We start from the raw sequence: 25681 nt of genomic DNA on the forward strand, positions 1-25681 counted from the left end.
TCCGCCGCCAGCTCGCGCAGATCGCGGCGAATGGAGTCCTCGGAGACGTTAAACCGCTGGCTTAGCTCCCCGGACATCACCTGTTTTTCCTCGGTGAGGATCTGGAGGATCTGCTGTTTTCTCTGACTGGCGAGCATCGGTTTTCCTTCATCGAATGATCTTGTTTGTGCACGATTATGCATGTTATGGTGCCTGCTGTCACCTCAAAGGGGAAATAACATGCAAACACATGCACCGCACGTCCGCCACGTTCGCGAGACGCTGCTCTCGGATAACTGGTACACGTTGAAAAAATATACCTTCGAACTGCTGCGTCGGGACGGTCGCTGGCAGGAGCAGAGCCGCGAGGCTTATGACCGGGGCAACGGCGCAGTCATTTTACTCTACAACCGGGAAAAGCGGACGGTGGTCCTGACCCGTCAGTTCCGTTTTCCGGTATTTACTCATGGCCACGACGGATATCTCATTGAGGCGGCCGCCGGGCTGTTGGATAACGCCTCGCCGGAGGCGCGGATCGTTGCCGAAGCGGAAGAGGAGACCGGCTTTCGCGTGACCCGTGTCGAACCCGTCTTCACCGTCTTTATGAGCCCCGGCTCCGTCACCGAAAAACTCTACTTTTTTATCGCCGAATATCAGGCCGATGACCGTCGGGGCGACGGCGGCGGACTGGCGGCGGAAGGTGAGGACATTGAAGTACTGGAGTGGCCGCTGACGCGGGCGCTGCAGGCTATTCGCGATGGCGAGATCATGGATGCTAAAACCATTATCCTGCTGCAACACCTGGCGCTGAATGCCGACACGCTCCTCGCCGGCTGAGCGGCAAGGAGCGGGGAGTTAACGCAGCTCGCGGGCAATGGCGCTGTACATCAGCGCCGCTTCCAACGGCTGAGCGTTGAAGGAAGGTTCCGCCTGCGGCCAGGTCGACCACTGGACGATCACCAGGTGTTCCGCGCGGTTCACCATGATCACCTGGCCGTAGATCCCCAGCGCCCACAGCGACCCTTTAAGCCCTTCCTGCGGCGTCGGCTGGACGTTTTGCGCATTCGCCGGAATCGCGTTATTCCACCACTGATAGCCGTAAATACCCTCCGGATGCGCTGCCGAGACCGAGTTTAGCGCCTTGGTCCAGCTGGCGGCTTGATCGAACCAGCCAGTCGGCACCAGCTGTTTGCCATTGCTTAACCGACCGTCACGGGCAACGAATTCACCAAAGCGGCCCCAGTCTTCAAGGGTGGCGTTAAAGCCGTGGGCGCCGACGTCGTGCTTCCCTTGCTGATAAGCATGCCACACGCCGTCGTGGGCCATCCCGGCCGGCTGCCATAGAGCCTGTTCAAGCCAGGCGGCTAGCGACATGCCGGTGGCGCGCTCCAGGATATCCCCAAGCAGCCAGGCGCCGCCGGAAGAGTAGGACCACTGCTCACCCGCCGGGTGTTGACGCGCCAGGCCGGTGACGATCTTACGCACGCAGGCATAGGCGCCGGGCTGCGCTTCACACTGGGTCAGGCGGGCGAAATGCGACTGCGGGTCGGTGTAGTCTTCATTCCATTCCACCCCGCTGGTGTGTTGAATCAACTGCTTCAGCGTCACGCCGTCCCAGGCGGTGCCTTTCAGTTCGGGTTCATAAACGGTAATCAGGTCATCAAGGGAGTGGATTTTACCCTGTTGAATGGCGATACCGACCAGCGTCGAGACCACCGATTTGCCTACCGAGCGCGAGGTCCACAGGGTGGTGTCGGTATTACCTTCGGCGAGATATTTCCAGGCGACTTTACCATCTTTCAGCACCAGCATACCGCTGACGTTCTCGCGCTTCAGGTAATCCTGCAAATTCCAGGTGTGGCCGTTGAGCGTATAGCGGGCATCGGTCAGTTGTTTTTCAGCGCGCTCCAGCGGCGTCGAGGCGCCGTGGCGGAAGACATCGCCGATATAGTTGCGATAGTCATTGCGAAAGCCAATCACGCGTGAAGTCTGATCCCAGCTGAGCATGTCTTTGGCCGCGGGTAGCGTTTGATCGTAAGGCGTTGGGCAGACATCCAGCGTCAGGCTGCCGCAGTGTTGCGCCATTGCCGCCGCCGGCAGAGCCGCCAATATTAACGCCAGGGCCAGTGGTTTTCTTATCATTGTCATTTCCTCGTTTGCCATAGATTCGCTGCGCAGTATATAAATCGGCGCGCGCCGGCTAAAATCAGCACATGGGGGATTTTCCCCCTTAAGGGAGAAAAAGGATGAAAACCCTACAGTATTCATTCGCACAGATTGAAGCCTTCGCGACGATTGCTGAGACCGGCAGCCTGTCGCAGGCGGCCATTCGTTTAGCTAAAGACCGGACCACGCTGCGCGATCTGCTGGACTATCTGGAAGATGCGCTGGGCTACCGGCTGTTCAGCCGTGAAGGACGTAGCCTGACGCTAACCGCCGAGGGCGAGCAGCTGTTTCGCCAGGCGCATCTGCTGTTGCGTCAGGCGCAGGCTTTCGAGTCTTTTGCGCAAACGCTGCCGCAAACCGCCGGGCAGGCGCTGCGTCTGGTGTACGATCCCTTCGTGCCGCGTGAATTTCTCTGTGCGCTGGCCGATAACCTGGCCCGACGGCAGATCCGCCTGAGCTGCTGGAGCGCCTCGCGTCGCGAAGCCGAGCAGGCGCTGAGCGATGGCGTGGCGGAGATGGCGATTTGTCAGGCTAACAACCGCACGCTGGGGAGCGAAATGGAGTGGCGGGCGCTCGGCACCGTGGATCTGCGTTTCTACGCGGCGGACAGCCTGTTCCACGACGCTCCGCGGCCGCTGACGCTATTGAATCTTTCGTTGACGCCGCAGTTAGTGATGCACCGGCGCAGTGACGATCAAATCGCCCGCCGGCTGCAGATTTCCGGCCATACGCTGTATATGAATGAAATTACCCTGTTGCGCCATGCGCTGGAGCAGGGGAGGGGCTGGGGGTTTTTACCGGACCATTTGCGGCCAGGCGAGTGGCAGGGAGTCAGTGAAATCGCGACGGAGGTCGGCAGTCAGGGGCTGAACGTCACTATGGTGATGCTCTGGCTGCCCGGAATGAATAAGCATCGGATGCTTAGCGACATCGTGCACGAGGCGCCGGAGCTTTGGCAGCGCAGATAACAAAACGCCCCGGAGCCTGAGACCCCGGGGCGCTTGCCATACAACTTGCTATCGGCGATTACGCGCGAACGAAGTCGATGTGAGTCAGTTTCGGCTTGAACGCGTGGCGCTGAACAGCCTGAACTTTGACTTTTTCTTCTTTGCCATCAACAACGACGGTCAGAACTTCGCTGTAAAACTCAGCTTTGTCCTGCATGTTCCATACTTTGTCGTGGTCCAGTTCGATAGCAACCGGAGCAGCTTCGCCACCGTAGATGATTGCCGGGAACTTGTTAGCTGCGCGCAGGCGGCGGCTCGCACCCTTACCCTGCTCTTTACGTACTTCTGCGTTGATAGTAAACATTGACGTCTCTCTATATATAAAGCCTGCTACAGGCGACCCAGCAACAGGCGGATTATCTGCTTTGCGAATGCAAAAGCGGGCGGCATTATAGCCGCCAAACGACACCCGGGCAATCAAAACCTCAGCTTTCCGGTAATTAACGCAGCTCGTTGGCGCGACGAAAACGCCCCTGATAATCGAACACTTTTTCCCGCACCTGCCAGTACTGCCCCTTCATGCGGGCGACGACAAAGTCCGGATGGCGCAGCAGCGCCTGCTGGGTCACGATATCCGCCGGCGTTATCCAGCGCAGCGGCACCCCGGGGGTGCGGGTATGCGGGCGAATAAACAGTTGTTCGAAGGCGGTGCGCTGGGCGGGGGTCTGCAGACGGAAGCGCTCACTGACATCCGCCCCGTCTTCATCGTAGTAGGTGATTTTCAGCCACGGGCCCTTCTCGTCGCCGCCGTGCTGCAGGGCCATGCCGCTGCAGCGCAGCACCAGCGCGTCCTTCAGCTTCAGCGCCGCCTTCAGCATATCGTCCGGGTCAACCAGTATAGTGTCGCACTCCCGGCAGCGGCGGGCGGCGATGTCGTTTTCCGCATTACACTGCGGGCAGTTTTTAAAGCGAAAGCGGAAGTCGCACTGTTCGCGGTGGCCGTCGTCATCTTCGAACCACCCCTGGCAGCGGCGGCCAAAGTGTTCAATCAAGGTGCCGTCGGCGGTGGTTTTGCCCCAGAAGGTATTGGCGAAGCCGCAGGCCGGGCAGAAGACCTGCACCGGCACGTTGTCGCTTTTGCCCTTCGGCGTCCCCACTTCCGGGGCATACAGGTCATGCGGATTGCCGGCGTAGTCGAGGATCAGACAGTCGGTTTTCCCCGGCGCCAGGCGCAGACCGCGGCCAACGATCTGTTGGTAAAGACTCACCGACTCGGTGGGGCGGAGGATGGCGATCAGGTCGACGTGCGGGGCGTCGAAGCCGGTGGTCAGCACCGCGACGTTCACCAGATAGCGATACGCCTGCGCTTTAAAGGCCTCGATGATGCGATCCCGCTCCGGCCCAGGCGTTTCGCCGGTGATCAGCGCCGCCTGGCCTACCGGCAGCAGGCCGGTCACTTCCCGGGCGTGTTCCACGGTGGCGGCAAAGATCATCACCCCTTTGCGGTTTTCGGCGAACTCCACGATCTGGCTGACAATATGCGGCGTGATACGCTGTTGTTTTTTCAGCTCATGGTTAAGATCGGCTTCGCTGAACAGGCCGTTGCTTTGCGCCTGCAGGCGACTGAAATCGTACTGCACCACCGGCATATCGAGGCGCTCCGGCGGCGTCAGATAGCCGTGTTTAATCATATAGCGCAGCGGTAGCTCATAGATGCAGTCGCGGAACAGGGCCTTTTCATCGCCGCGCACCATCCCATGATAATGGAACTGATAGATCCAGCCCTTGCCAAGGCGGAACGGCGTGGCCGTCAGGCCGAGCAGCCGGATCTGCGGATTGACCTGCCGCAGGTGACCGATGATCTGCTGATACTGGCTGTCGTCATCATCGCTGATGCGGTGGCATTCATCGACGATGAGTAGCGAAAATTCGCTGCGAAACTGGTCGAGATTGCGCGCCACCGACTGCACGCTGCCGAACACCACTTTGCCGTGGCTCTCTTTTCGCTGCAGGCCGGCGGCGAAGATATCCGCCTCGAGGCCAAGGGCGCAGTATTTGGCATGGTTCTGCGCCACCAGCTCTTTGACATGGGCCAGCACCAGCACGCGGCCGCGCGCCAGCCTGGCAAGCTCGGCGATCACCAGACTTTTGCCCGCGCCGGTGGGCAGGACAATCGCCGCCGGCTCGGTATGGCGACGGAACCAGGCGAGGGTGGCATCGACGGCTTCTTGTTGGTAAGGACGTAATGTAAAAGTCATGAATTCACGGGGCTAATTAACTGGCGAATAGTATGCCATGAATCTTTTCCCTTGAGTGGTGTTAAGAGCCCGTTATACTAGCCGGTGAAATTCTTCTTTTTCGGGCGATTTGCCCGCTCCAGCACTATGACAGGCTAAAAAAATCTCATGCGACTTGATAAGTTTATCGCTCAGCAGCTGGGCGTCAGCCGGGCTATTGCCGGGCGTGAAATTCGCGGCAGCCGCGTTACCGTGGACGGCGACATTGTGAAAGATGCCTCTTTTAAGCTCCAGCCGGAGCACGAGGTGGAGTATGACGGAAATACGCTGACCCAGCAGAATGGCCCGCGTTATTTTATGCTCAACAAGCCGCAAGGGTACGTCTGTTCCACCGACGATCCCGATCATCCGACTATCCTTTATTTCCTCGACGAGCCGGTGGCGCATAAGCTGCACGCCGCCGGACGGCTGGATATCGACACCACCGGGCTGGTGCTGATGACCGATGACGGCCAGTGGTCGCATCGCATTACCTCGCCGCGCCACCACTGTGAAAAAACCTATCTGGTGGCGCTGGAAAGCCCGCTGGCGGAAGGGACCGCGGAGCTGTTCGCCAAAGGCGTCCAGCTGCATAACGAAAAAGATCTCACCAAACCGGCGTTGCTGGAAGTTATCACTCCGACCGAAGTGCGCCTCACCATCAGCGAAGGCCGCTACCATCAGGTGAAACGCATGTTCGCCGCCGTGGGCAACCACGTGGTTGGCCTGCATCGGGAACGCATCGGCGACATCCTGCTGGATGAATCGCTGGCGCCGGGTGAATATCGTCCGCTGACGGAAGCGGAAATCGCCAGCGTGGGCGCCCCGCAGCCACGGAGTAAAACGTGACGCTGAAGCAGAATTCTTCACTGGGGATTGTGTTTATCCTTGGCCTGCTGGCCATGCTGATGCCGCTGTCTATTGATATGTATCTTCCGGCCCTGCCGGTGATTGCCGCCCAGTATAACGTCCCGGACGGCAGCGCGCAGATGACGCTCAGCACCTATATCCTCGGCTTTGCGCTGGGTCAGCTGCTGTACGGCCCGATGGCGGACAGCCTTGGCCGCAAGCCGGTGATCCTCGGCGGGACGCTGGTCTTCGCGGCGGCGGCGGTAGCCTGCGCCCTGTCGCAAACCGTCGATATGCTGATTGTCATGCGTTTCTTCCACGGTCTGGCAGCCGCGGCGGCCAGCGTGGTGATTAACGCCCTGATGCGCGACATCTATCCGAAAGATGAGTTTTCGCGCATGATGTCGTTTGTCATGCTGGTCACGACCATTGCGCCGCTGGTGGCGCCGATGGTCGGCGGGGCGGTGTTGGTCTGGTTCAGCTGGCATGCCATCTTTTGGATCCTCGCCCTGGTGGCCCTGCTGGCCTCGCTGATGATCGGCCTGTTTATCCGCGAAACGCTTCCGGCTGAAAGGCGTCAGCCGTTCCATCTGCGCACCACGCTGGGTAACTTTGCCACTCTGTTCCGCCACAAGCGGGTACTGAGCTATATGCTGGCGAGCGGCTTTAGCTTCGCGGGCATGTTCTCTTTCCTTAGCGCCGGTCCCTTTGTCTACATCAATATAAACCACGTCGCGCCTCAGCACTTTGGCTACTATTTTGCGCTGAACATCGTTTTTCTGTTTCTGATGACCATGTTCAACAGCCGGTTTGTGCGGCGGGTAGGGGCGTTGCGTATGTTCCGCGCCGGGCTGTGGATCCAGTTTGCCATGGCGGTGTGGATGGTGGTCTGCGCGCTGCTGGATGTCGGCTTCTGGTCACTGGTGATCGGCGTAGCGGCCTTTGTCGGCTGCGTATCCATGGTGTCGTCTAACGCCATGGCGGTGATCCTCGATGAGTTTCCGCATATGGCGGGCACTGCTTCGTCGCTGGCGGGGACTTTCCGTTTCGGTATCGGGGCGATTATCGGCGCGCTGCTGTCGATGGCGACGTTTACCACCGCCTGGCCGATGCTGATCTCTATTGCCTTCTGCGCAACCTGCTCTATTTTCTTCTCGCTTTACGCATCCCGGCGGCGAAAAATCGCACGCTAGGTCACATTTTCAGGGGCGAAATCGCCCCTTTCTTGATGCATGTCAACCGCAATGGGCTTCAGGGTTCTGCGATTTGTTTCCTTTATGTAAAATCAATTAGTGTAAAAAGTCGCATTGTTGCGATAAAAAAGTTGTTTTGGATCACAGAAACGGGTACATATAGCGCCAATCGGCTCGCCGGGTATAAAAAATAAAGCGCTGGATTATAAGCGCTTAACCCTGGTCCGCCGCCGCTGTAAACGTTTTCTGCCTCAAGGCAGGACTATTTGTCAACAGTGTGTTAATATTGATGTAAATTTATTGTGAAGCCTTTTGCTTCCGGGGAAACCAAGTGAATACACAACAACTCTCTATCGTACACCGTCTGCCGCAGAGCTATCGCTGGCTGGCCGGTTTTGCGGGTTCCAGAGTTGAACCGATTCCGCAAAACGGCGCGCAGAACGAGAACAGTCTCGTTGCCCTGAAATTGCTGAGCCCGGACGGTGAGAAAGCCTGGCCGGTGATGCATAAGCTCAGCCAGGCGTTAAGCGACATCGAAGTCGACTGTTCCGTGCTGGAGTGCGAAGGTGAACCCTGCCTGTTCGTTAACCTGCAGGATGAGTTTGCCGCCACCTGTCGTCTGAAAAACTTTGGCGTGGCCATCGCCGAGCCCTTCTCCGGCAATAACCCTTTCTGACCGTCAGCTTAGCGCCAGCAGCTGGCGGGTATACTCATGCCGGGGTGCGCTGAAGACGGACTTGCACTCGCCCTGTTCGACCACCTCTCCCTGACGCAGCACCATTACCTGGTGACACAGCGCCCGCACCACGCCTAAATCATGGCTGATAAAAATATAGGCCAGCTGATGCTTTCGCTGTAAGGCTTTCAGCAGGTTCAGGATCTGCGCCTGAACGGTTTTGTCCAGCGATGAGGTCGGTTCATCGAGGACGATCAGCTGCGGTTTGACGATCAACGCTCTGGCGATGGCGATACGCTGTCGCTGGCCACCGGAGAACGCCGCCGGATAGCGCTGGCGGCTGGCCGGGTCGAGGCCGACCTCCTGCATGGCAAGGATCACCGCCTGTTCGCGTTCGGCCGCCGTCAGCGTCGGCTGGTGGACGCGCAAGCCTTCCTCAATGATCTGCTGCGCCGTGAGGCGCGGATTGAGCGACGAGTTCGGATCCTGAAAAACCACCTGCATCTGTCGGCGCAGCGGTAGCAGCTGTCGGCGGTTACGCCCCGCCCCTGAATCGGCTGGCCGGCGAAGGTTATCTTGCCCCCGGACGGGATCAGGCGCAGCAGGGCCAGGCCGGTGGTACTTTTACCGGAACCCGATTCCCCCACCAGGCCCAGCGTCTCGCCGGCGCGCAGCTGAAAGCTAAGGCTGTTGACCACCCGATGATGATCGACCACCCGACGCAGGATCCCTTTGCTAACGGGAAACGCCACCTTTAAATCGTCCGCCTGCAGCAGCACCGGGGCATCGGCGGCCAGCGGCACAGGTTCCCCGTCCGGCTCGCTATCCAGCAGGCGTTGGGTGTAGGGATGCGCTGGCGCGCTGAACAGCGCCCGACAGTCATTGTGTTCCACGCAGCGGCCGTTCTGCATTACCGCCACCCGGTCAGCCAGCTGGCGGACGATGCTCAGGTTATGAGTGATAAACAGCAGCCCCATGTTCAGCTCCTGCTTCAGCTCGCGCAGCAGTTGCAGAATTTGCGCCTGCACCGATACGTCCAGGGCGGTAGTCGGCTCGTCAGCGATCAGCAGCTCCGGGCGAGTTAGCAGCGCCATGGCGATCATCACCCGCTGGCGCTCGCCGCCGGAGAGCTGATGCGGATAGTCCGCCAGCCGCCGCGGCGCCTGACGGATCCCGACGCGCTCCAGGCAGTCGAGGATCTCCCCGCGCGCCGCCTGTTTGCGCATTCCCCGGTGTAACGACAGCACCTCGTAGAGCTGTTTTTCCAGGGTGTGCAGGGGATTGAGCGATACCATCGGCTCCTGAAAGATCATCGCGATCCGGTTGCCGCGCACGCCGCGCATGGTCGCCTCATCCGCATGCAGCAGCGACTGGCCATGAAAACGGATGTCACCGCTGGGGTAGCTGGCCGGCGGGGTAGGGAGCAGCCGCAGCACCGACAGGGCGGAGATGCTCTTACCGGAGCCGGATTCGCCCACCAGGGCCAGCGTTTCGCCGACCGCCACCTCGAGCGACAGATTATGCACCACGGTCTGCGTCTCGCCCTGCTGGCGAAAGGCAATAGAGAGATTGTCGATAGCTAATAGCGGGTGGGTCATATTACACCGCCTTACTCGGGTCAAAGGCGTCGCGAACCGCTTCACCGATAAAAATCAGTAGCGTCAGCAGCACGGCGACGGAGAGAAACGCGGCAATGCCCAGCCAGGGCGCCTGCAGGTTGTTTTTGCCCTGCAGCAGCAGCTCGCCGAGGGAGGGGGAGCCGAGCGGCAGGCCGAAGCCGAGAAAATCCAGCGACGTCAGGGTGGTAATGGAGCTGCACAGGATAAAGGGCAGAAAGGTGAGGGTCGCCACCATCGCGTTGGGCAACATATGCCGCAGGATGATCTGCCGGTCGCTAACCCCTAACGCCTGCGCCGCCCGAACATAGTCGTAGTTGCGGGTGCGGAGAAATTCCGCGCGCACCACGCCCACCAGCGTCATCCAGCCAAAGAGAACGGTGATTGCCAGCAGCCACCAGAAGCCCGGCTGCACGACGCTGGAGAGCAGGATGATCAGGAACAGCGTTGGCATGCCGGACCAGACTTCGATAAAGCGCTGTCCCCACAGGTCGATTTTACCGCCGTAGTAACCCTGTATCGCTCCGGCCAGCACCCCCAGCACGCTGGAGAACAGCGTCAGCAGCAGACCGAAGAGCACCGAGATGCGTGTCCCATAGAGGATCCGCGCCAGCACATCGCCGCCGTTGGCGTCGGTGCCGAGCCAGTTGCTGGCTGAGGGCGGCGATGGAAAGGGAACCGTGCTGGCAAAATTAATTGTCGTCGCGCCGAAGCGTACTGGCGGCCATAGCGCCCAGCCGTGAGTCGCCAGCTGCTGCTGCAGCCAGGGATCCTGATAGTCGGCGGCGGTGGCGAACGCGCCGCCGAAGGTTTGCTCGGTGTAGTTTTTTAACACCGGGACGTACAGCTGGCCCCGGTACTGCACCAGCAGCGGGCGATCGTTGGCCAGCAGCTCGGCGCCCAGGCTGCAAAGAAAGAGAATTAAAAACAGCCACAGCGACCAGTAGCCGCGACGGTTGTGGCGAAAGCGCGCCCAGCGGGCCTGATTAACGGGACTGAAGAAAGACATTAGCGGCCCTCAAAATCAATGCGCGGGTCGACCAGCGTATAGCTGATATCGCTGACGATATTCAGCAGCAGGCCAATCAGAGTGAAAATATAGAGCGTGCCAAACATCACCGGATAGTCGCGGGAGACCGTCGCTTCATAGCCCAGCAGACCCAGGCCGTTTAGCGAGAACATCACTTCGATCAGCAACGAGCCGGTAAAGAACATACTGATAAAGGTGGCCGGGAAGCCGGCGATCACCAGCAGCATGGCGTTACGGAACACGTGTCCCCAGAGGATCTGTTTCTCACCAACGCCTTTGGCGCGGGCGGTGACCACATACTGTTTGCGGATCTCGTCGAGGAAGCTGTTTTTGGTCAGCATAGTCAGCGCGGCAAAGCCGCCAATTACCGTCGCCAGCACCGGCAGGGTGATGTGCCACAGGTAGTCGAGGATCTTCTGATACCAGGGGAGGGTGTCGAAATTTGGCGAGACCAGACCGCGCAGCGGGAAGAGGTCGAAATAGCTGCCGCCGGCAAAAATCACGATCAGCAGGATGGCGAACAGAAAGGCAGGGATCGCATAGCCAATGATAATCAGCGTACTGCTCCAGATATCAAAGCGGCTGCCGTTGCTGACCGCTTTGCGGATGCCCAGCGGAATGGAGACCAGATAGATAATCAGCGTGCTCCACAGCCCGAGGCTCACCGAGACCGGCAGGCTGTCTTTAATCAGCTGCAGCACGGACGCGCTGCGAAACAGGCTGTCGCCGAAATCAAAGCGCAGATAATCGCTCAGCATCATCAGATAGCGTTCGTGCAGCGGTTTATCGAAGCCGTAGCGGTGGGTGATCTCGGCGATGACTTCCGGGTCGAGGCCGCGCCCACCGCGATAGTGACCCTCGCTGATATTGCCTGCGCCGGTGCGGGCATGGCTGGCGCCCATCCCGCCGTCGCCAGCCCCCGGCATCCCGCCGCGCTGATTAAACTCGATGGCGGCGATGGCCTGATCGACCGGGCCGCCAGGCGCGATCTGGACAATAAAAAAGTTAATGGTGATGATGGCCCACAGGGTGGGGATGACTAACAGCAAACGGCGGATCAGGTAGCTGCCCATGGGATGTCCTTAGCGTCTGTCCGCAGGGAGGGTGGCCGCTTTGTTCACGTCGTACCACCAGGTATCGAGGCCGGACGAATAGATGGGGCGGGTCGCGGGGAAAGAGAACTTATTCCACCACGCGGTGCGGTCCTGCGCCATATACCACATCGGCAACATGTAGTTATTCCAGGTCAGCACACGATCCAGCGCCCGACCGAGAGGGATCAGTTTCTGCTTATTGCCCTGCCACTGCAGGATCTGCGCAATCAGCTTATCCACTACCGGGCTTTGCACCCCCGGCGCGTTGTAGCTGGAGTGAATATAGTCGGACGCCCAGGAGATTTGCAGGTCGGTCCCCGGCCAGGGCATGGCGCGCCACAGGCTTGGCATCATGTCGTAATCCCGGCTGCGGCGGCGGTTGCTGTACTGCGAATTATCAACCTGACGAATATCCATGACGATCCCCAGACGCTGCAGGTTGTGCTGAAACGGCAGCACCCAGCGGTCATTGCCTCCGGCCGGCAGCAGTAGCTCAAAGCGCAGCGGCTTGCCGGTGGCGGCGTTGACCCGGCGCTGGTTCTTCACCGTCCAGCCCGCCGCATTGAGCAGGGCGTCGGCTTTGAGTAAGTTGGCGCGATCGAAGCCATCGCCGCGGGAGACCGGCGGCTGGTAAACCTGGCTGAAGAGCTCCGGAGGCAGTTCGTTTTTCATCGGCGTCAGCAGGGCCAGCTCGGCTGCGTCAGGCAGGCTGCGGGCGGCATATTCGGTGTTCTGGAAATAGCTGTTGGCGCGCTGATAGGCGCTGTAAAACAGCGCCTTGTTCATCCATTCGAAATCGAACGCCAGGGTAATGGCCTGCCGCACCCGGCGATCGGCAAAAATCGGGCGCTGAATATTGAACGCCAGCCACTGGGTATCCTGCGCCGAGGTATTGGTATGCTCATCTTTAATGATGTAGCCGCGGCTGAAGTTGCGACCGACGTAGCGGGTAGCCCAGTTTTTGGCGACGGTCTCTTCCCGGCGATCGACGGCTCCCGCTTTAAAGGCTTCGAAAGCGACATTGTCGTCGAGATAATAGTCATAGCGCAGCGTATCGAAATTCCAGCGACCGCGGTTGACCGGCAGGTCGGCCGCCCAGTAGTCGGCGACGCGGGAATAGATAATATATTGCCCCATTCGCCAGGCGCTGATGCGGTATGGCCCGCTGGCCAGCGGCGGCTTCGACAGCGGGTCGCTGAGTTTGTGCTGGCGCCAGAACGCCTCGGGCATCACCGGCAGGCTCAGCAGACTCAGCATGTTCTCTTTGCCGGGCTGGCCGAGGTCAATACGCACGGTCAACGGCGCGATGGCCTTCACGGTGGTGCCTTTATAAAACAGGCGAAACTGCGGCACCCCTTCGGTCATAAACTTGTTGAAGGTAAACGCCACATCGCGGGCGGTGATCGGCGTGCCGTCATGGAAGCGGGCGTGCGGGTTGAGCGCGATCTCCATCCAGGAATAGTCCTCGGCATAGCGCGCCCGCTCGGCAATCAGCGGGTAGTAGCTGCCGGGCTCATCATCCGAGGTGGTGAACAGGGTATCGTAGAGCGCCTCCGTGCGTACCGCGGGGTTGCCGCGCAGCGCATAACGGTTGAAGTTATCAAAGGTGCCGATCGCCGCCAGGGTGAGGGTGCCGCCTTTCGGCGCCCTGGGATTGACGTAATCAAAATGACTGAAACCGGCGGCGTATTTCGGTTCACCGATAATCGCGAAGGCTACGCTTTCCTGAATGGTTTGCGCCTTAGCGTCCAGGCTAAACAGAGCCAGCAGAATCAGAAAGAGGCGCGCATACATAGGCGGCAGAATACCCTGTCATGGCCGGCCCCCATGGCCGACATCCGTTCCCGCATCATAAGTGAGACTTAGCGCGTTGTGAAATAGTTCGCGGGTTCATCGTGCGCAGCCACCAGCCCGGCCAGCGACAGCGGTCGGCTGATCCAGTACCCCTGCAGGAAATGAACGCCCTGGCCGCGAAGCCACTCCGCCTGTTCCTGGGTCTCCACCCCTTCGGCGACGGTCATTAATTTCAGCCGGCGGCTGAGGGTCAGTACCGCATCCAGCACCGGCGAGGTTACTGTTTCAGTACCAATCGCCTGCACAAAACCGCGATCGATCTTCAGATAATCGAAGTTATAGCGTTCGAGATAGATCAGCGCGCTATGCCCGGTGCCGAAATCATCAATCGCGATTTCGAATCCCTGGCGGTGGAGCCAGGCGAAGTTAGCCATCGATTTTTCTTTATCAATCATCGCCCGCTCGGTTACCTCCAGCACCACGTGAAAGTGGTCGGCTGGCAGCGCGGCGGCGAAGCGCAGCATATCGTCGCGGAAGCTGTCGGCCTGCAGATGGGCAGGGGAAATATTCAGCCCCAGCTTCACGCCGCGCGGCAGAATACGCTTCAACACCGCAGCGTCGCTGGCGATCAGCGCGAGCAGGTGATGGGTTAGCGGCACGATCATCTGCTGGGTTTCGGCCAGGTTAATAAAAACGTCGGGCGGAATTTCACCAATCACCGGATGGCGCCAGCGCATTAGGACCTCCACGCCGCTGATACGTAGAGTCTGAGCATTAACCACCGGCTGATAAACGATGTAGAACTGGTTATTTTTGATCCCCAGCAGAATGGATTTTCGCGGATCCGATTTGATCGTCAGCACGTAATAGCAGAGCAGCCCCGCCAGCAGGCCGCAGACGACCCCGAGCAGCAGAGCAAACTGCGTATTTTCCGCCAGCCAGCTGTTGGCATACAGGTAGACCTTCAGCGGTAAGCCCTCGATCTGTGCCTGGCGGATCGGCGCGTTATGCAGCGTTTGCGGATCCACCAGCCGATTACTGAAGGTGGAGATAGCGGTGTGATCGATGGCCAGCGCAATGCCGCTGAAATCGTTTTGCCGCGCGGAATAGAGGATATACGGTGTGAGATTAGCGTTAATCGACACGAAAATGCCGCTGTTTTGATCGCCGGGTTTACCTACCCACAGCGCCAGCGCCGCGCTCTTCGGCATCATCGGCGTGCCTGGTAAAATTGCCATAGCAACGGGTTTGCTGATATCGATGGCCGGGATCAGCTGGCTGAGGGGCGTATTCATGGCTCCCGTAGCCGATGAGCAAAAGGCGATGCCGTTTTTGACCAGCAGGAAAGCGCGGACGTTGGGGCTGAACGCGGCGTGGGAGGTAAGCCCGGAGTCAATATTCTCGCAGGGCTGGTCCACCAGCGGCTGCAGGCCGTCAATGGTCTGGCGCAGGTCGTGAAAATAGCTTTTCAGATAGGTATTAACATTGTTGATAATGGCGTCGAAACGCTCGGCCCGGTTATGGTAGATCACCATAAACTGAATGCTCCCGGCCAACAGCGCGACGATGATCCCCACGCTCAGGCTGGTTAACCAGGTTTTACGCTGGGGCGAAAAGTAGCGAGTAAGCATAGCCAGATTCTTTCCGTGTTATTGAAGCGCATCAACGGAGTGTCGGTCGTCGTTTTTCTCATTCCCACTTAAAAGACATAGCTTATTTTGCGACGTTGAGAACCAGGTGGCAAAAAAAAACACTGCCTGGGGCAGTGTTTTTTATCCCGCAGCCAGCCAAGGGATAACCGGCGGCGGTGGAGGACAGTTTACGAGCGGCTCAGGACTCGACGCGCTTCATTGTAGCGCTTTTTCCAGTATGGCTCATCCATGCTGGAGATAGTCACCCCGCTGCTGGTGGAGGCGTGAACAAACTGGTTGTTGCCGAGGTAGATCCCGACATGGCGGCCGGTAGAGCCGGCGCGAAACAGAACCAGATCGCCTGTACGCAGTTGGGCACGAGAAATCGATTTTCCGGTTTCCTGCTGTTCAGAAGTTGAACGCGGCAGTTCCAGACCAAATTGTTCGCGGAAGGTGCGCTGCACAAACGCTGAGCAGTCGATACCCTTGCGGGTGCTGCCGCCGAGGCGGTAACGCACGCCTTTCCAGCTGGCATACTGATCCATTAAACGGGACTTTACGTCCAGGTTACGGACCATCGTTTCAAATTCATCCTGAGAGGCTTGCAGTGATGATAAATCGCCACTACCCACAGCATGCGTCTCAGAATGCATATTCCTGGCGGTACTTGTTGAACTACACGCGGAAAGCAGAACCGCTACTGCAATCGCGGGGGCTACCCGCAAGATATATCTCAAAATCGGCTGAGATTTGACCATGCTGTTTATTTTCCCTTGTTGTCCTTAACGACAATGTCGTTATAAAAAATGCCAAACGTGTTAGAGCCTAAATACCCATCCGCAATGAGACAATTCCTTAAGCTTAAATTTGTGCAGTCACGCACAATTTTATTCATGCCCTGAATTAATGCTGCGGAAAAGGCAAAACGAGAACGAGATTACCCTATCAAACGCCGCATGGCGAGCGGTTTTGCGCGATTTCTTATAAGTATTTTGGTGACAAAAAGTGAATCATCGGGAAAGGCCAAAATTACGGCAATATCGGGCAAAAAACAGACAATTCCTTCATTTGTCACGGGATTAATGTGACAAGAAGATGAACGTCATGTTGAAAAAAAGGGAAAATGTAAAAAGGGACCCAAAAGGTCCCCTTATAGTTAATGACTCTGGCGGCTGCCGGAGACATTATTTGGCCGATATTCTGCTGGGTAAGTAGCGATCGAAAAAGGCGATCAATTTATCGCTCAGCGGGGTCATCAATACCCAGGGCGCGCCGATCAGCACGGCGGTCAGGGAGCCGACGGCAATATCGCTAAACCAGTGGGCGCCAATCATTACCCGCGGGAAAGCAAAGACCACAAAGATAATCAGCGCGACGCCCAGCGCGCGACGGCCAAAATAGCGCCACATAAAGCTGGCGAAGATCAGCAGCATCATCCCATGATCGCCAGGGAAGCTGTCCTTCGACGCATCCTTAGTGGGGAAGTTAACGACGTCGCTGACGCGGGTAATATCGCTAAAAAACAGAGATGGGCTGGCGCGCTGTACCGGCATCAGGTGTTGTGCGAGCTGGTTGATGATCACCGCCGCCAGCAGCATCACCAGGCCCATGATGGCGATCTGACGACGGCCTGCAGTCGGCGCCTTTAGCCAATAGCTCAGCATCAGGCAGCCCATCGCCAGCAGCGAACAGGCGTCGAAGGCGCGATTGTTGATGATCGCCAGCAGCCAGGCATAAGCATGGCTGACGCTGACGCCATGGTTAAAGAAATGGAAGATCGCGGAGTCGACCGGCAACCACGCGCCATGGTTGGCTGGCAGATACCAGGAGCAAAATAGCGCTACACCCGCGATGTTAAGCAGCAGGATTAAAGGAATTCGGTTTTTCATCATAGCCATTGCGATTTTGTGACAGTCGGCGGCAACCTTAGCCGCCTTAACTTAAACGAAGCCTCAACAACGAGGTCTGGAGTGCGTTCCAGTCGGCTTCATTCGCGGAAATAAGCTCGATCCGACTATCGGGCGGAGCGACGCTGAGGGTCTCGATATGGAGATCCTCCCCCTGACGGTTGATTCGTACCGCCCCCTCGGCAATGCGCATCACGCCTTTAACGCGCCCCACTGGCGCCAGCCTGGCCCATTCGAGCAGGCCGATGGTGTCAAAGACCGTCTCCGCGTCGAAGATCCAGCCGCAGCCCTGAAAGCCCTGGCCATTGTTGAGATGGCGGCGCCAGCGCTGGTGTTCCGCCAGGCTGAGCGCGGCGAGGCCGGAAGTGGGGGGATGGCGGTGGGCGTGCTCCGCGCTCGCCGGCAGCGGGGCGGTGTTCCGTCGTGGCTCATCGAGCAGGGTCAGATCGATATTGCCCTGGATTGCCGACACCTTGCGACGCTCGCCGCCCCAGCGCTGCCACCAGTCGGCCAGCGCCCGGGCGCTTTCGGGGGTTTCCCGATCATTTTTATTAGCCACAATGATGTCCGCCGCGGCCAGCTGATCGCGGAAGTTGTCGTTGCTGACGGCTCTTTCATCCAGCAGCTGGCGGGGATCGAGGATGCACAGCGTGGCGCGCAGATCGATCCAGGGCTCATACACCGCCGCGGTGAGGATATCGAGGATCTGCTTTGGGTGGCCCAAACCGGTGGGTTCGATCAGCAGGCGATCGGGTTTGCCCTGGCGCAGCAGGGTGTTCAGCCCAACCTGCATCGGCAGGCCATTGACGCAGCACATGCAGCCGCCGGGGATCTCTTTGAGCAGGGCGCCGCTGTCGGCCAGCAGCGCGCCGTCTATCCCGACTTCGCCAAACTCGTTAACCAGTACGGCCCATTTTTCATCCGCAGGCTTCTGCGCCAGCAGATGAAGAATCGAGGTCGTCTTACCGCTGCCGAGAAAGCCGGTGATCAAATTGGTTCTGGTCACTCTTTTCTCCAGGATAAATGTAATGTTGTAACAGTTACGCCTATCCTGACGAAAAAAGGGGGAAAAGAGAAGTCCTGAGGCGGACAGAAGAGAATTCTGTCCGCATAAGCGCAAATATTGTTAAGAATTCAGTGCGCGGGCGACGGCCTCGCGGGCGCCGTGCGTCGCCAGCTGTTGCCAGGCGGCGCGGATCCCGGCGACAAACTGGGCGTTGTGCGGCAGGTCGCGGCCAAATATTTCCTCCAGCCCCAGCAGGGCGTCGACGCGCTGCTGCTCATCGCTCTGGGCCACCCGCAGCCGGATCTTGTCGACCAGCGGATCGCGCACGTCGATCGTCTGACCGGCGTCGTCCGTGCCGCTGACGTAGCGCATCCAGCCGGCCACGCCGAGAGCCAGCAGCGGCCAACGGCTGTCGCGCGCCAGATGTACGCGGATGCCATCGAGCATGCGCTGGGGCAGCTTCTGGCTACCGTCCATGGCGATTTGCCAGGTGCGGTGTTTGAGCGCCGGATTGCTGAAGCGGGCGATGAGACTGTCGGCATAGGCCAGCAGATCAACGCCGGTAATGGTCAGCGTCGGAGCCTGTTCGTCAAGCATCAGCTGGCGGGCGGCGCGGCGGAAGACGTCATCCCGCATGCAGTCGCTAATGTGCGCATGCCCTGCCAGATAGCCAAGCCAGGCGAGGAAAGAGTGGCTGCCGTTGAGCATCCGCAGCTTCATTTGCTCCCAGGGCAACACGTCATCGGTCATCTGCACGCCCGCCGTCTCCCAGGCGGGTCGCCCGGCGACAAAGTGATCTTCGACCACCCACTGAATGAAGGGTTCGCAACTGATGGCGCAGGGATCGTCGACCCCCAGCACGGCGGCGATTTCCGCCAGCGACTCCGGTGTGGCCGCGGGAACAATGCGATCCACCATGGTGCCCGGGAAGCTGACGTTGTCGGCGATCCAGTCCGCCAGCGCCGGGCTGCGTTTTTCCGCCATGCCGAGGACGGCATTTTTTACCACGTGACCGTTGTCGGGGATATTATCGCAGGAGAGCACGGTAAAGGGCGGAAGGCCTCGTTCCCGGCGGCGGGCCAGCGCTTCAACTAGAATACCGGGAGCCGACTGCGGCAGCGTCGGATTCTCCAGATCGTGAATAATGCGCGGATGCGTCGGATCCAGTTTCCCGGTCGCCGGATCGATGCAGTAGCCTTTTTCCGTAATGGTCAGCGAGACAATCGCTACCTGCGGCTCGCAAAATTTTTCGATAATCGCCGCCAGCGAATCGAGCCTGGCGTTCAGACATTCGTGCACCGCGCCGATCACAATGGGCTGGTTGCCGTCGGCGCCTTTTTCCAGCACGGTAAACAGATGGTCCTGTTCGCGAAGTTGGCTCATCAGCGTGTCGCCGCTGAACAGACTGATTTCACAGATCCCCCAGTCGCCGCCGACGTTATTCAGCACGCGATCGGTGAGCAGCGCCTGGTGCGCGCGGTGAAACGCGCCAAAGCCGAAATGGACAATACGCGAGCGGAGTTGGCTGCGATCGTATTGAGGGTATTGCACGTTCTTCGGTAGCGTAGCGGTTGCAATTGTTGTCATTCTTCCCACACCTGTTTAACTGCTTATTAACAATGCCAGTCTAAAGTTATATGACAGGAAGTTAAATTGGTAAGCCGAAATTATCCGCTGACTGTGAGCTGGATCAATCAATAGGCCAGCACTGTTTGCAGCCAGGTGAGAAACATGTATGGTAGTCGTCATGAGTGTCGCCATTATTGGTATAACAACTTTTGTGAGGGCATAGCGATGGAGCAAACCTGGCGGTGGTATGGGCCGAACGATCCGGTATCGCTTGATGATGTACGGCAGGCGGGGGCGACCGGCGTCGTCACTGCGCTGCACCATATTGCAAACGGTCAGGTATGGCCGGTCGACGAGATTAAAGCGCGTCAGGCGCTGTTAGCGGCAAAAGGGTTGACCTGGTCGGTCGTCGAAAGCATTCCCGTCCACGAGGATATTAAAACCCACAGCGGGCAGTATGCGACCTGGATTGCCAACTATCAGCAGAGCATCCGCAACCTCGCGGCCTGCGGCATCGATACCGTGTGCTACAACTTTATGCCGATCCTCGACTGGACGCGCACCGATCTGGAATATGAGCTGCCGGACGGCTCCCGGGCGCTGCGTTTCGATCAGATCGCTTTCGCCGCCTTTGAGCTGCATATCCTTAAACGCCCGGGAGCGGAAGCGGATTACAGTGAAGAAGAGCAGCGTCAGGCTGAGGTCTATTTCAAGGCGATGAGCGAAGCAGATATCGATAAACTGACCCGCAATATCATCGCCGGCCTGCCGGGAGCGGAAGAGGGCTACACCCTTGACCAGTTCCGCGCGCGTCTGGCGGAGTACGACCACATTGATAAAGCGCAGCTGCGTGAAAATATGGCCTATTTCCTGCGCGCCATCGTGCCGGTATGCGAAGAGGTAGGGATCCGCCTGGCTGTGCATCCGGACGATCCGCCGCGGCCGATCCTTGGCCTGCCGCGTATCGTGTCGACCATCGAAGATATGCAGTGGCTGAAGGAGACGGTGGACAGCATTAATAATGGCTTCACCATGTGTACCGGATCGTATGGCGTTCGCGCCGATAACGATCTGGTGAAGATGGTGGAGACCTTTGGCGATCGCATCCATTTTACCCATCTGCGCTCTACCTGCCGTGAAGCAAACCCGAAAACCTTCCACGAGGCGGCGCACCTTAGCGGCGACGTCAATATGGTGGCGGTGGTGGATGCTATCCTGCGTGAAGAGCAGCGGCGTAAACAGGCCGGCGATCTGCGCCCGATCCCATTTCGTCCGGATCATGGTCATCAGATGCTCGACGATCTGCGCAAGAAAACCAACCCAGGCTATTCGGCGATTGGCCGTCTCAAGGGGATGGCGGAAGTGCGCGGCGTCGAGCTGGCGCTGAAAATGACCAAATACCCTGAACTGCTGTAATCGCGGCAATGGGGATAATAAAAAGGACAGCCAGCGCTGTCCTTTTTTACTGTCGAAGCGTTACCGATGATTAATCCGCGCGGCCCATATAGCGGCACTCTTCGATATGAATGCGGATTTTCTCACCGGTGGTCAGGTATTCCGGCACCTGAATCACCAGGCCGGTGCTCATGGTGGCTGGCTTGGTGCGGGAGCTGGCGGACGCACCTTTAATACCCGGCGCGGTTTCGATAATTTCCAGGTCAACGGTCTGCGGCAGCTCCAGCGCCAGCAGCTGGCCGTCCCAGGTCAGCACCTGCATGTCCGGCATCCCACCTTCCGGAATAAACTGCAGCTCTTCTTCAATCTGCTCTTTGGTAAAGGTGTAAGGGGTATAGTCTTCTTTATCCATGAACACGTATTCGTTGCCATCGACGTAGGAGAAGTCGACGAAACGGCGGGTCAGGGTGACGGTATCGACGATATCGTCGCCTTTGAAGCGCTCTTCTACTTTCAGGCCGGTGCGCACATCGGAGAAGCGCATTTTATACAGTGTCGCAGCACCGCGGGCGCTGGGTGACTGAATATCAATATTTTTCACAATCAGCAGCTTGCCGTTGTAATTCAGCACCATACCTTTTTTAATTTCATTCGCTCTTGGCATTGCAGTAATCCTGTCACTTAACGAGTCAAAAATATCGCGTAAAACTACTCGCGCCCGGGCGTTCAGGCAAGCGGATTTCGCGAGTTTTGCTATCTTCTGGCAAAACGTTTAGGCTGTGGCGCAAAATGAGCGTTTGGGAGTCGGGTTGTGGAATGTCGTACTGATTGTGGCGCATGTTGCATCGCCCCCTCTATATCATCGCCGATCCCCGGCATGCCGCAGGGCAAGCCGGCTAATGTCAGGTGTGTTCAATTATCTAATGACAACCTATGTAACATTTTCGGTTCGGAACTGCGACCAAAAGTGTGCGGCAATCTTCAACCTTCGCCAGATATGTGTTCGACGGATCGTGACGCCGCTATAACTTACCTGCTTCACCTGGAGTCCAGCACGGCACCATAGGTATTTGTAGAACATTGCTTGTAAGTATATAACCTATGGTGGTGTTTATTTTGTTTTATATCAACAGGATAGGTGGATCCTCTGAGAGGATAGCTATCACGCAGCCATTTAATCTACCAACACGTCTTCCAGGTTTTGTTGTTGAAATCTATCAGTGGCATCGACATTGAGGTCTGGCTTCAACTGCTCAATATCAAATTGAACACGAAAGCCTGTTTTCTCTGCAATATAGTCACTAAACATATTTGTACCATCAATATCCCGTCCTCTGCAGACTCGCGCTCGGGAGGAAGGGGGATAAATATCGACTTGATGAGGATAATGTTATCTGAGCGTGACAGCAGTAGGCAGTGTGAATTTTTGTATTGCTTACAAATTGTCAATCTACAGCTGAAAGTATAACGTATACACCAGTAATCAAGTGATAGGTGTTGTGATATGGATATTAATGAGTTCCCTCCGGGAGTTATCGAACATCTCGGTTGGTATGTATATCGACTGATTGATCCACGAGATGGAAGCACTTTTTACGTGGGTAAGGGAAAAGGCAATCGCGTTTTTGCTCACATGCGCGGCGAAGTGGCAGCCGCTGATGATGATGAACTGCTCAGTAATAAACTCAAGCAACTTCGTGAGATTAGATTAGCTGGTCTGGAGGTCATCCATGTAATCCATCGGCATGGTATTGCCGATGAAAAGACTGCTTATGAGGTGGAGGCTGCTCTAATCGATGCCTACCCAGGTTTGACCAATATCATGAACGGTGCTGGCAGTAACGAGTATGGCGCTGCACATATTAAAGAATTAATTGCAACGTACCAGCCTGAGACAGTGGAGTTTAAGCACAAAGCGCTGATGATATCTGTTAACAGAAGTTCAAAGGATGTTGATCTCTATGACGCAGTACGCTTCAGTTGGCGTGTAAGCCTCGAACGTGCAAGCAAAGCTGAAGTTATCCTGGCTACAGTAAAAGGAATTGTCAGAGGGGTATATGTTGCTGATGAGTGGTTAAAATCTACCCGTGACAACTTTCCTGAAATGCGCCAATGGGATGAAGATGATGAGTTTGAAGCTACTCAAAGTTCACGCTTTGGTTTTCGAGGTCGCGCGGCATCTCCTGAAATTACACAGCTCTATCTTGGTAAGAAGATCCCTGATGACCTCAGAAAGAAAGGGTCAATGTCTCCTGTGAAGTATTCACCAAATTTTGATTCCTGAACGCTAATATTTCAGTATAACTGCTTAAAGGGCGATCCGGCGTTGAATATGGGTCGCCTCCAAAACATCGAATAACTTATTGTATTTTAAATACATTTGTTTTATCTCCCGGCATTTTTTTGAGCCCCGGACCAAATAATGGTGCTGTCGATATTACTCTGGTGTCATATTGTTCAGTTATTAATGCGGAAATCCGAAATTATATTAAGATCAATAAGTTAATCATAAAGGGCAACTGCACTATAGCACTGACGACACGGATGCCTGCGCATGGCTGAAACATCTGCAGGCCGAGCTGGCTGCATTGACTCTATCATGATCATTAATCTGCATTGCCCGGCTCTGGCCGGGCAATGTGCTTACACGTCTCTTATCCGCCACAGGCAGGCCTGAGTGACAACGCCCATCGCCAGCGCAATCCAGAACACCGCGTGATAGCTCCAGATCTCCGCCACTACCCCCGCCAGTGAACCGGCAATGATCCAGCCGACGCGGGTAGTATTGGTATAGAGGGTGGTGGCCGCGCCCGCCTGCCCCGGCATCAGGTCCTGGAAATAGAGCATGCCGATCCCGGCGAGGATCCCGATATAGATGGCGTTCAGCACCTGCATCGCCAGCAGCAGCGCTGGCGTATGCACCGTCAGCATGCCGACGTAAAACAGCACCCCGGCCACTGCAGAAAGACGCATCAGAAAGCGTTTGCCGAAACGCCGGGCGTAGTAACCGGCAATCAGCATGGTCGGAATTTCCAGTCCGGCGGCGGTGCCCATCATCAGCCCCGCCAGCTTCTCCGGCAGATGCAGCTCGTTAATGATAAACAGCGGCATGTTAATGATGTACAGGCTGTTAGTACCCCACATCAGGGTGCAGATGCTGAACAGCAGCAGCGCATCGCGGCGATGCGTGCGCGGAGCTTCCAGCCGGCCGGTCGCTACCGGCTTTGCTTTGCGCATGCTGGGCAAGAATAGCCAGACCATGATCCCGCAGACGATAAACGCCGCCGCGGCGCTGAGATACATCGCGGTAAAACCAAACCCCATCGCCAGGGCGTAGGCCAGCGGGGGACCAATCACCCATGCCAGGGAGACCTGGGCACGTAAAATGGAGCTGAACATCACCGCTTCGCGGCCGGTCCTGTCGGCATGCTCCCGCGCGAGGGCAAACATCTGCGGGTTGGCGGTCGATCCAAAGCTGCTGAGAAAAACGCCGATGAACAGCAAAATGAAATAGTTGCGGTTCCAGGCAAAGAGTACGCAGGCCAGCACCCCCAGCAGACAGCAGACGACAATCAGCTGCTTGCGATCGCCCTGACGGTCGGAGCGGCCGGCGAGGAACTGACTGACCAGAATGCCAATAACCGCGCTGCCGGTAAAAAAGAAACCGACCATCGCCGGGCGGACGTGCACTTCGTTGGTCAGAAACAGGCTCAGGGTCGGGGTTTGCAGCGCCCCGGCAATGCCCGTCAGAAAGGCGACGATTAAGAAGGCGGAAGAGGTGACATCGAACCCGCGTCGGGGGAGAGCGGCGCTACGGTTTTCCATGGGTTTGGTTTTCTGTAGTTTCAGGAGACGGCGCGGAGTTTACGCCTGCTGGCTAAAAATAAACAGTAGTATGGCACGAATAATTAAAAAGGCGTTTCAAAATATAGGGTTCAGCAAAAAGCTGACGTTCGAGGCGGTCGATAGCTAATGCTTCAGCAAAAGTGTGCAGTACCTCTAAGTTCTGCGATCAAGTCGCTGACGTACCTTGCGCGTTGAGCAAGAAAGGTACAAAATTCTTGAAACGTTTCAGCGTCATTCGGCAATCCGTTCCCCGTCAGATGGCGCCTTTTTTCTCAAGTTAGCTGAAACGATTCAATTCAGCAGGAGAGGAGAACCATGTTCCAGTTATCTGTGCAGGATATTCATCCCGGCCAGCAGGCCGGTAATAAAGAAGAGGCCATCCGGCAGGTCGCCGCCGCGCTGGTCAGCGCCGGCAACGTGGCCGATGGCTACGTGAACGGCATGCTGGCGCGCGAGCAGCAGACCTCGACCTTCCTCGGCAACGGGATCGCGATCCCGCACGGCACGACGGATACGCGTGACCAGGTGCTGAAGACCGGCGTTCAGGTGTTTCAGTTCCCGCAGGGCGTCACCTGGGGCGAAGGGCAGACCGCCTATGTGGCGATCGGGATTGCCGCCAGCTCAGATGAACACCTCGGCCTGCTGCGTCAGCTGACCCATGTGCTGAGCGATGACGCGGTCGCCGCGCAGCTGCAGTCCACCACCAC

At 57.5% G+C, this 25681-nt stretch carries 24 protein-coding genes and 1 pseudogene; 9 read left to right on the forward strand and 16 right to left on the reverse strand.

Going from position 1 to position 25681, the window contains the following annotated elements:
* Positions 1-137: DeoR family transcriptional regulator (locus tag KHQ28_RS19875; protein ID WP_211777659.1), on the reverse strand; the 137-nt coding region annotated here is incomplete at its 3' end.
* An 82-nt stretch (positions 138-219) separates the two neighbouring features.
* Here KHQ28_RS19875 and KHQ28_RS19880 point away from each other — a divergent pair.
* Positions 220-816, forward strand: coding sequence for an NUDIX domain-containing protein (locus KHQ28_RS19880; protein ID WP_004144265.1), 597 nt, complete (start codon positions 220-222; stop codon positions 814-816).
* An 18-nt stretch (positions 817-834) separates the two neighbouring features.
* On the opposite strand, the gene KHQ28_RS19885 is transcribed toward KHQ28_RS19880, so the two are convergent.
* Positions 835-2121 (reverse strand): serine hydrolase, encoded by a 1287-nt coding sequence (locus KHQ28_RS19885; RefSeq protein ID WP_014343354.1) that lies wholly within the window; start codon positions 2119-2121, stop codon positions 835-837.
* Between the two features lie 104 nt (positions 2122-2225).
* Between KHQ28_RS19885 and KHQ28_RS19890 the strand changes: the two genes are divergently transcribed.
* Positions 2226-3113, forward strand: a complete 888-nt coding sequence (locus tag KHQ28_RS19890) for a LysR family transcriptional regulator (RefSeq protein ID WP_002912983.1) — start codon at positions 2226-2228, stop codon at positions 3111-3113.
* A 58-nt stretch (positions 3114-3171) separates the two neighbouring features.
* Here KHQ28_RS19890 and rplY read toward each other — a convergent pair whose 3' ends face one another.
* Entirely contained in the window at positions 3172-3456 is a 285-nt protein-coding gene (gene rplY, locus KHQ28_RS19895) for a 50S ribosomal protein L25 (RefSeq protein WP_002912979.1), read from the reverse strand.
* A gap of 136 nt (positions 3457-3592) precedes the next feature.
* Positions 3593-5350, reverse strand: a complete 1758-nt coding sequence (locus tag KHQ28_RS19900) for a DEAD/DEAH box helicase (protein WP_004144263.1) — start codon at positions 5348-5350, stop codon at positions 3593-3595.
* Positions 5351-5497: 147 nt separating this feature from the next.
* Here KHQ28_RS19900 and rsuA point away from each other — a divergent pair, with 147 nt between their 5' ends.
* From rsuA to KHQ28_RS19915, 3 genes are all read left to right on the forward strand, one after another.
* Positions 5498-6217 (forward strand): 16S rRNA pseudouridine(516) synthase RsuA, encoded by a 720-nt coding sequence (rsuA, locus tag KHQ28_RS19905; RefSeq protein WP_002912977.1) that lies wholly within the window; start codon positions 5498-5500, stop codon positions 6215-6217.
* The gene (locus KHQ28_RS19910; protein ID WP_002912975.1) at positions 6214-7410 is read left to right on the forward strand and encodes a Bcr/CflA family multidrug efflux MFS transporter; all 1197 of its coding nucleotides are present in this window, start codon (positions 6214-6216) and stop codon (positions 7408-7410) included. Before rsuA ends, KHQ28_RS19910 begins: the two co-directional genes overlap by 4 nt.
* A gap of 331 nt (positions 7411-7741) precedes the next feature.
* Positions 7742-8086 carry a YejG family protein gene (locus KHQ28_RS19915; protein ID WP_002912974.1) on the forward strand — a complete coding sequence of 115 codons (345 nt, stop codon included), beginning with the start codon at positions 7742-7744 and terminating at the stop codon, positions 8084-8086.
* A gap of 3 nt (positions 8087-8089) precedes the next feature.
* Here the strand turns inward: KHQ28_RS19915 and yejF are convergent.
* From yejF to KHQ28_RS19960, 9 genes and pseudogenes are all read right to left on the reverse strand, one after another.
* Positions 8090-9684 (reverse strand): annotated as a pseudogene (yejF, locus tag KHQ28_RS19920) (microcin C ABC transporter ATP-binding protein YejF).
* Position 9685: 1 nt separating this feature from the next.
* Entirely contained in the window at positions 9686-10711 is a 1026-nt protein-coding gene (locus KHQ28_RS19925) for a microcin C ABC transporter permease (RefSeq protein ID WP_002912972.1), read from the reverse strand.
* Positions 10711-11805, reverse strand: coding sequence for a microcin C ABC transporter permease YejB (locus KHQ28_RS19930; protein WP_014343352.1), 1095 nt, complete (start codon positions 11803-11805; stop codon positions 10711-10713). The genes KHQ28_RS19925 and KHQ28_RS19930 overlap by 1 nt, the downstream gene beginning before the upstream one ends.
* Before the next feature lie 9 nt (positions 11806-11814).
* Complete coding sequence (locus tag KHQ28_RS19935; RefSeq protein WP_004899502.1) at positions 11815-13620, reverse strand: extracellular solute-binding protein; 1806 nt, start codon at positions 13618-13620, stop codon at positions 11815-11817.
* 68 nt (positions 13621-13688) lie between these two features.
* Positions 13689-15251 carry a cyclic di-GMP phosphodiesterase gene (locus KHQ28_RS19940; RefSeq protein WP_032418636.1) on the reverse strand — a complete coding sequence of 521 codons (1563 nt, stop codon included), beginning with the start codon at positions 15249-15251 and terminating at the stop codon, positions 13689-13691.
* 188 nt (positions 15252-15439) lie between these two features.
* Complete coding sequence (mepS, locus tag KHQ28_RS19945; protein WP_002912967.1) at positions 15440-16009, reverse strand: bifunctional murein DD-endopeptidase/murein LD-carboxypeptidase; 570 nt, start codon at positions 16007-16009, stop codon at positions 15440-15442.
* Positions 16010-16435: 426 nt separating this feature from the next.
* Entirely contained in the window at positions 16436-17149 is a 714-nt protein-coding gene (locus tag KHQ28_RS19950) for a phosphatase PAP2 family protein (protein ID WP_002912965.1), read from the reverse strand.
* A 37-nt stretch (positions 17150-17186) separates the two neighbouring features.
* Positions 17187-18164, reverse strand: coding sequence for a GTP-binding protein (locus KHQ28_RS19955; RefSeq protein ID WP_014343351.1), 978 nt, complete (start codon positions 18162-18164; stop codon positions 17187-17189).
* 120 nt (positions 18165-18284) lie between these two features.
* Positions 18285-19751, reverse strand: coding sequence for a mannitol dehydrogenase family protein (locus tag KHQ28_RS19960; RefSeq protein ID WP_004211510.1), 1467 nt, complete (start codon positions 19749-19751; stop codon positions 18285-18287).
* 207 nt (positions 19752-19958) lie between these two features.
* Here KHQ28_RS19960 and uxuA point away from each other — a divergent pair, with 207 nt between their 5' ends.
* Positions 19959-21149 carry a mannonate dehydratase gene (gene uxuA, locus KHQ28_RS19965; RefSeq protein WP_002912952.1) on the forward strand — a complete coding sequence of 397 codons (1191 nt, stop codon included), beginning with the start codon at positions 19959-19961 and terminating at the stop codon, positions 21147-21149.
* A gap of 70 nt (positions 21150-21219) precedes the next feature.
* On the opposite strand, the gene yeiP is transcribed toward uxuA, so the two are convergent.
* Positions 21220-21792, reverse strand: a complete 573-nt coding sequence (gene yeiP / locus KHQ28_RS19970) for an elongation factor P-like protein YeiP (RefSeq protein ID WP_002912951.1) — start codon at positions 21790-21792, stop codon at positions 21220-21222.
* Positions 21793-21939: 147 nt separating this feature from the next.
* Here yeiP and KHQ28_RS19975 point away from each other — a divergent pair, with 147 nt between their 5' ends.
* Positions 21940-22194, forward strand: a complete 255-nt coding sequence (locus KHQ28_RS19975) for a YkgJ family cysteine cluster protein (protein WP_004151121.1) — start codon at positions 21940-21942, stop codon at positions 22192-22194.
* A gap of 108 nt (positions 22195-22302) precedes the next feature.
* On the opposite strand, the gene KHQ28_RS29505 is transcribed toward KHQ28_RS19975, so the two are convergent.
* The gene (locus tag KHQ28_RS29505; RefSeq protein WP_002912949.1) at positions 22303-22437 is read right to left on the reverse strand and encodes a hypothetical protein; all 135 of its coding nucleotides are present in this window, start codon (positions 22435-22437) and stop codon (positions 22303-22305) included.
* Between the two features lie 288 nt (positions 22438-22725).
* Here KHQ28_RS29505 and KHQ28_RS19980 point away from each other — a divergent pair, with 288 nt between their 5' ends.
* The gene (locus tag KHQ28_RS19980) at positions 22726-23412 is read left to right on the forward strand and encodes a hypothetical protein (protein ID WP_014343350.1); all 687 of its coding nucleotides are present in this window, start codon (positions 22726-22728) and stop codon (positions 23410-23412) included.
* Positions 23413-23771: 359 nt separating this feature from the next.
* Here KHQ28_RS19980 and setB read toward each other — a convergent pair whose 3' ends face one another.
* Positions 23772-24953, reverse strand: a complete 1182-nt coding sequence (gene setB / locus KHQ28_RS19985) for a sugar efflux transporter SetB (RefSeq protein WP_004151122.1) — start codon at positions 24951-24953, stop codon at positions 23772-23774.
* Positions 24954-25289: 336 nt separating this feature from the next.
* Here setB and KHQ28_RS19990 point away from each other — a divergent pair.
* The coding region (locus KHQ28_RS19990) for a PTS sugar transporter subunit IIA (RefSeq protein WP_211777658.1) at positions 25290-25681 on the forward strand (392 nt) is incomplete at its 3' end.

The organism is Klebsiella sp. 28, from assembly GCF_018223905.1.
In the GTDB taxonomy this organism is placed as follows: Bacteria; Pseudomonadota; Gammaproteobacteria; order Enterobacterales; family Enterobacteriaceae; genus Klebsiella; species Klebsiella pneumoniae.

Coding starts and splice junctions, on each gene's coding strand:
- KHQ28_RS19880 (WP_004144265.1), top strand. CDS start 220: ATGCAAACACATGCACCGCACGTCCGCCACGTTCGCGAGACGCTGCTC.
- KHQ28_RS19885 (WP_014343354.1), bottom strand. CDS start 2,121: ATGATAAGAAAACCACTGGCCCTGGCGTTAATATTGGCGGCTCTGCCG.
- KHQ28_RS19890 (WP_002912983.1), top strand. CDS start 2,226: ATGAAAACCCTACAGTATTCATTCGCACAGATTGAAGCCTTCGCGACG.
- rplY (WP_002912979.1), bottom strand. CDS start 3,456: ATGTTTACTATCAACGCAGAAGTACGTAAAGAGCAGGGTAAGGGTGCG.
- KHQ28_RS19900 (WP_004144263.1), bottom strand. CDS start 5,350: ATGACTTTTACATTACGTCCTTACCAACAAGAAGCCGTCGATGCCACC.
- rsuA (WP_002912977.1), top strand. CDS start 5,498: ATGCGACTTGATAAGTTTATCGCTCAGCAGCTGGGCGTCAGCCGGGCT.
- KHQ28_RS19925 (WP_002912972.1), bottom strand. CDS start 10,711: ATGTCTTTCTTCAGTCCCGTTAATCAGGCCCGCTGGGCGCGCTTTCGC.
- KHQ28_RS19930 (WP_014343352.1), bottom strand. CDS start 11,805: ATGGGCAGCTACCTGATCCGCCGTTTGCTGTTAGTCATCCCCACCCTG.
- KHQ28_RS19935 (WP_004899502.1), bottom strand. CDS start 13,620: ATGTATGCGCGCCTCTTTCTGATTCTGCTGGCTCTGTTTAGCCTGGAC.
- KHQ28_RS19940 (WP_032418636.1), bottom strand. CDS start 15,251: ATGCTTACTCGCTACTTTTCGCCCCAGCGTAAAACCTGGTTAACCAGC.
- mepS (WP_002912967.1), bottom strand. CDS start 16,009: ATGGTCAAATCTCAGCCGATTTTGAGATATATCTTGCGGGTAGCCCCC.
- KHQ28_RS19950 (WP_002912965.1), bottom strand. CDS start 17,149: ATGGCTATGATGAAAAACCGAATTCCTTTAATCCTGCTGCTTAACATC.
- KHQ28_RS19960 (WP_004211510.1), bottom strand. CDS start 19,751: ATGACAACAATTGCAACCGCTACGCTACCGAAGAACGTGCAATACCCT.
- uxuA (WP_002912952.1), top strand. CDS start 19,959: ATGGAGCAAACCTGGCGGTGGTATGGGCCGAACGATCCGGTATCGCTT.
- yeiP (WP_002912951.1), bottom strand. CDS start 21,792: ATGCCAAGAGCGAATGAAATTAAAAAAGGTATGGTGCTGAATTACAAC.
- KHQ28_RS29505 (WP_002912949.1), bottom strand. CDS start 22,437: ATGTTTAGTGACTATATTGCAGAGAAAACAGGCTTTCGTGTTCAATTT.
- setB (WP_004151122.1), bottom strand. CDS start 24,953: ATGGAAAACCGTAGCGCCGCTCTCCCCCGACGCGGGTTCGATGTCACC.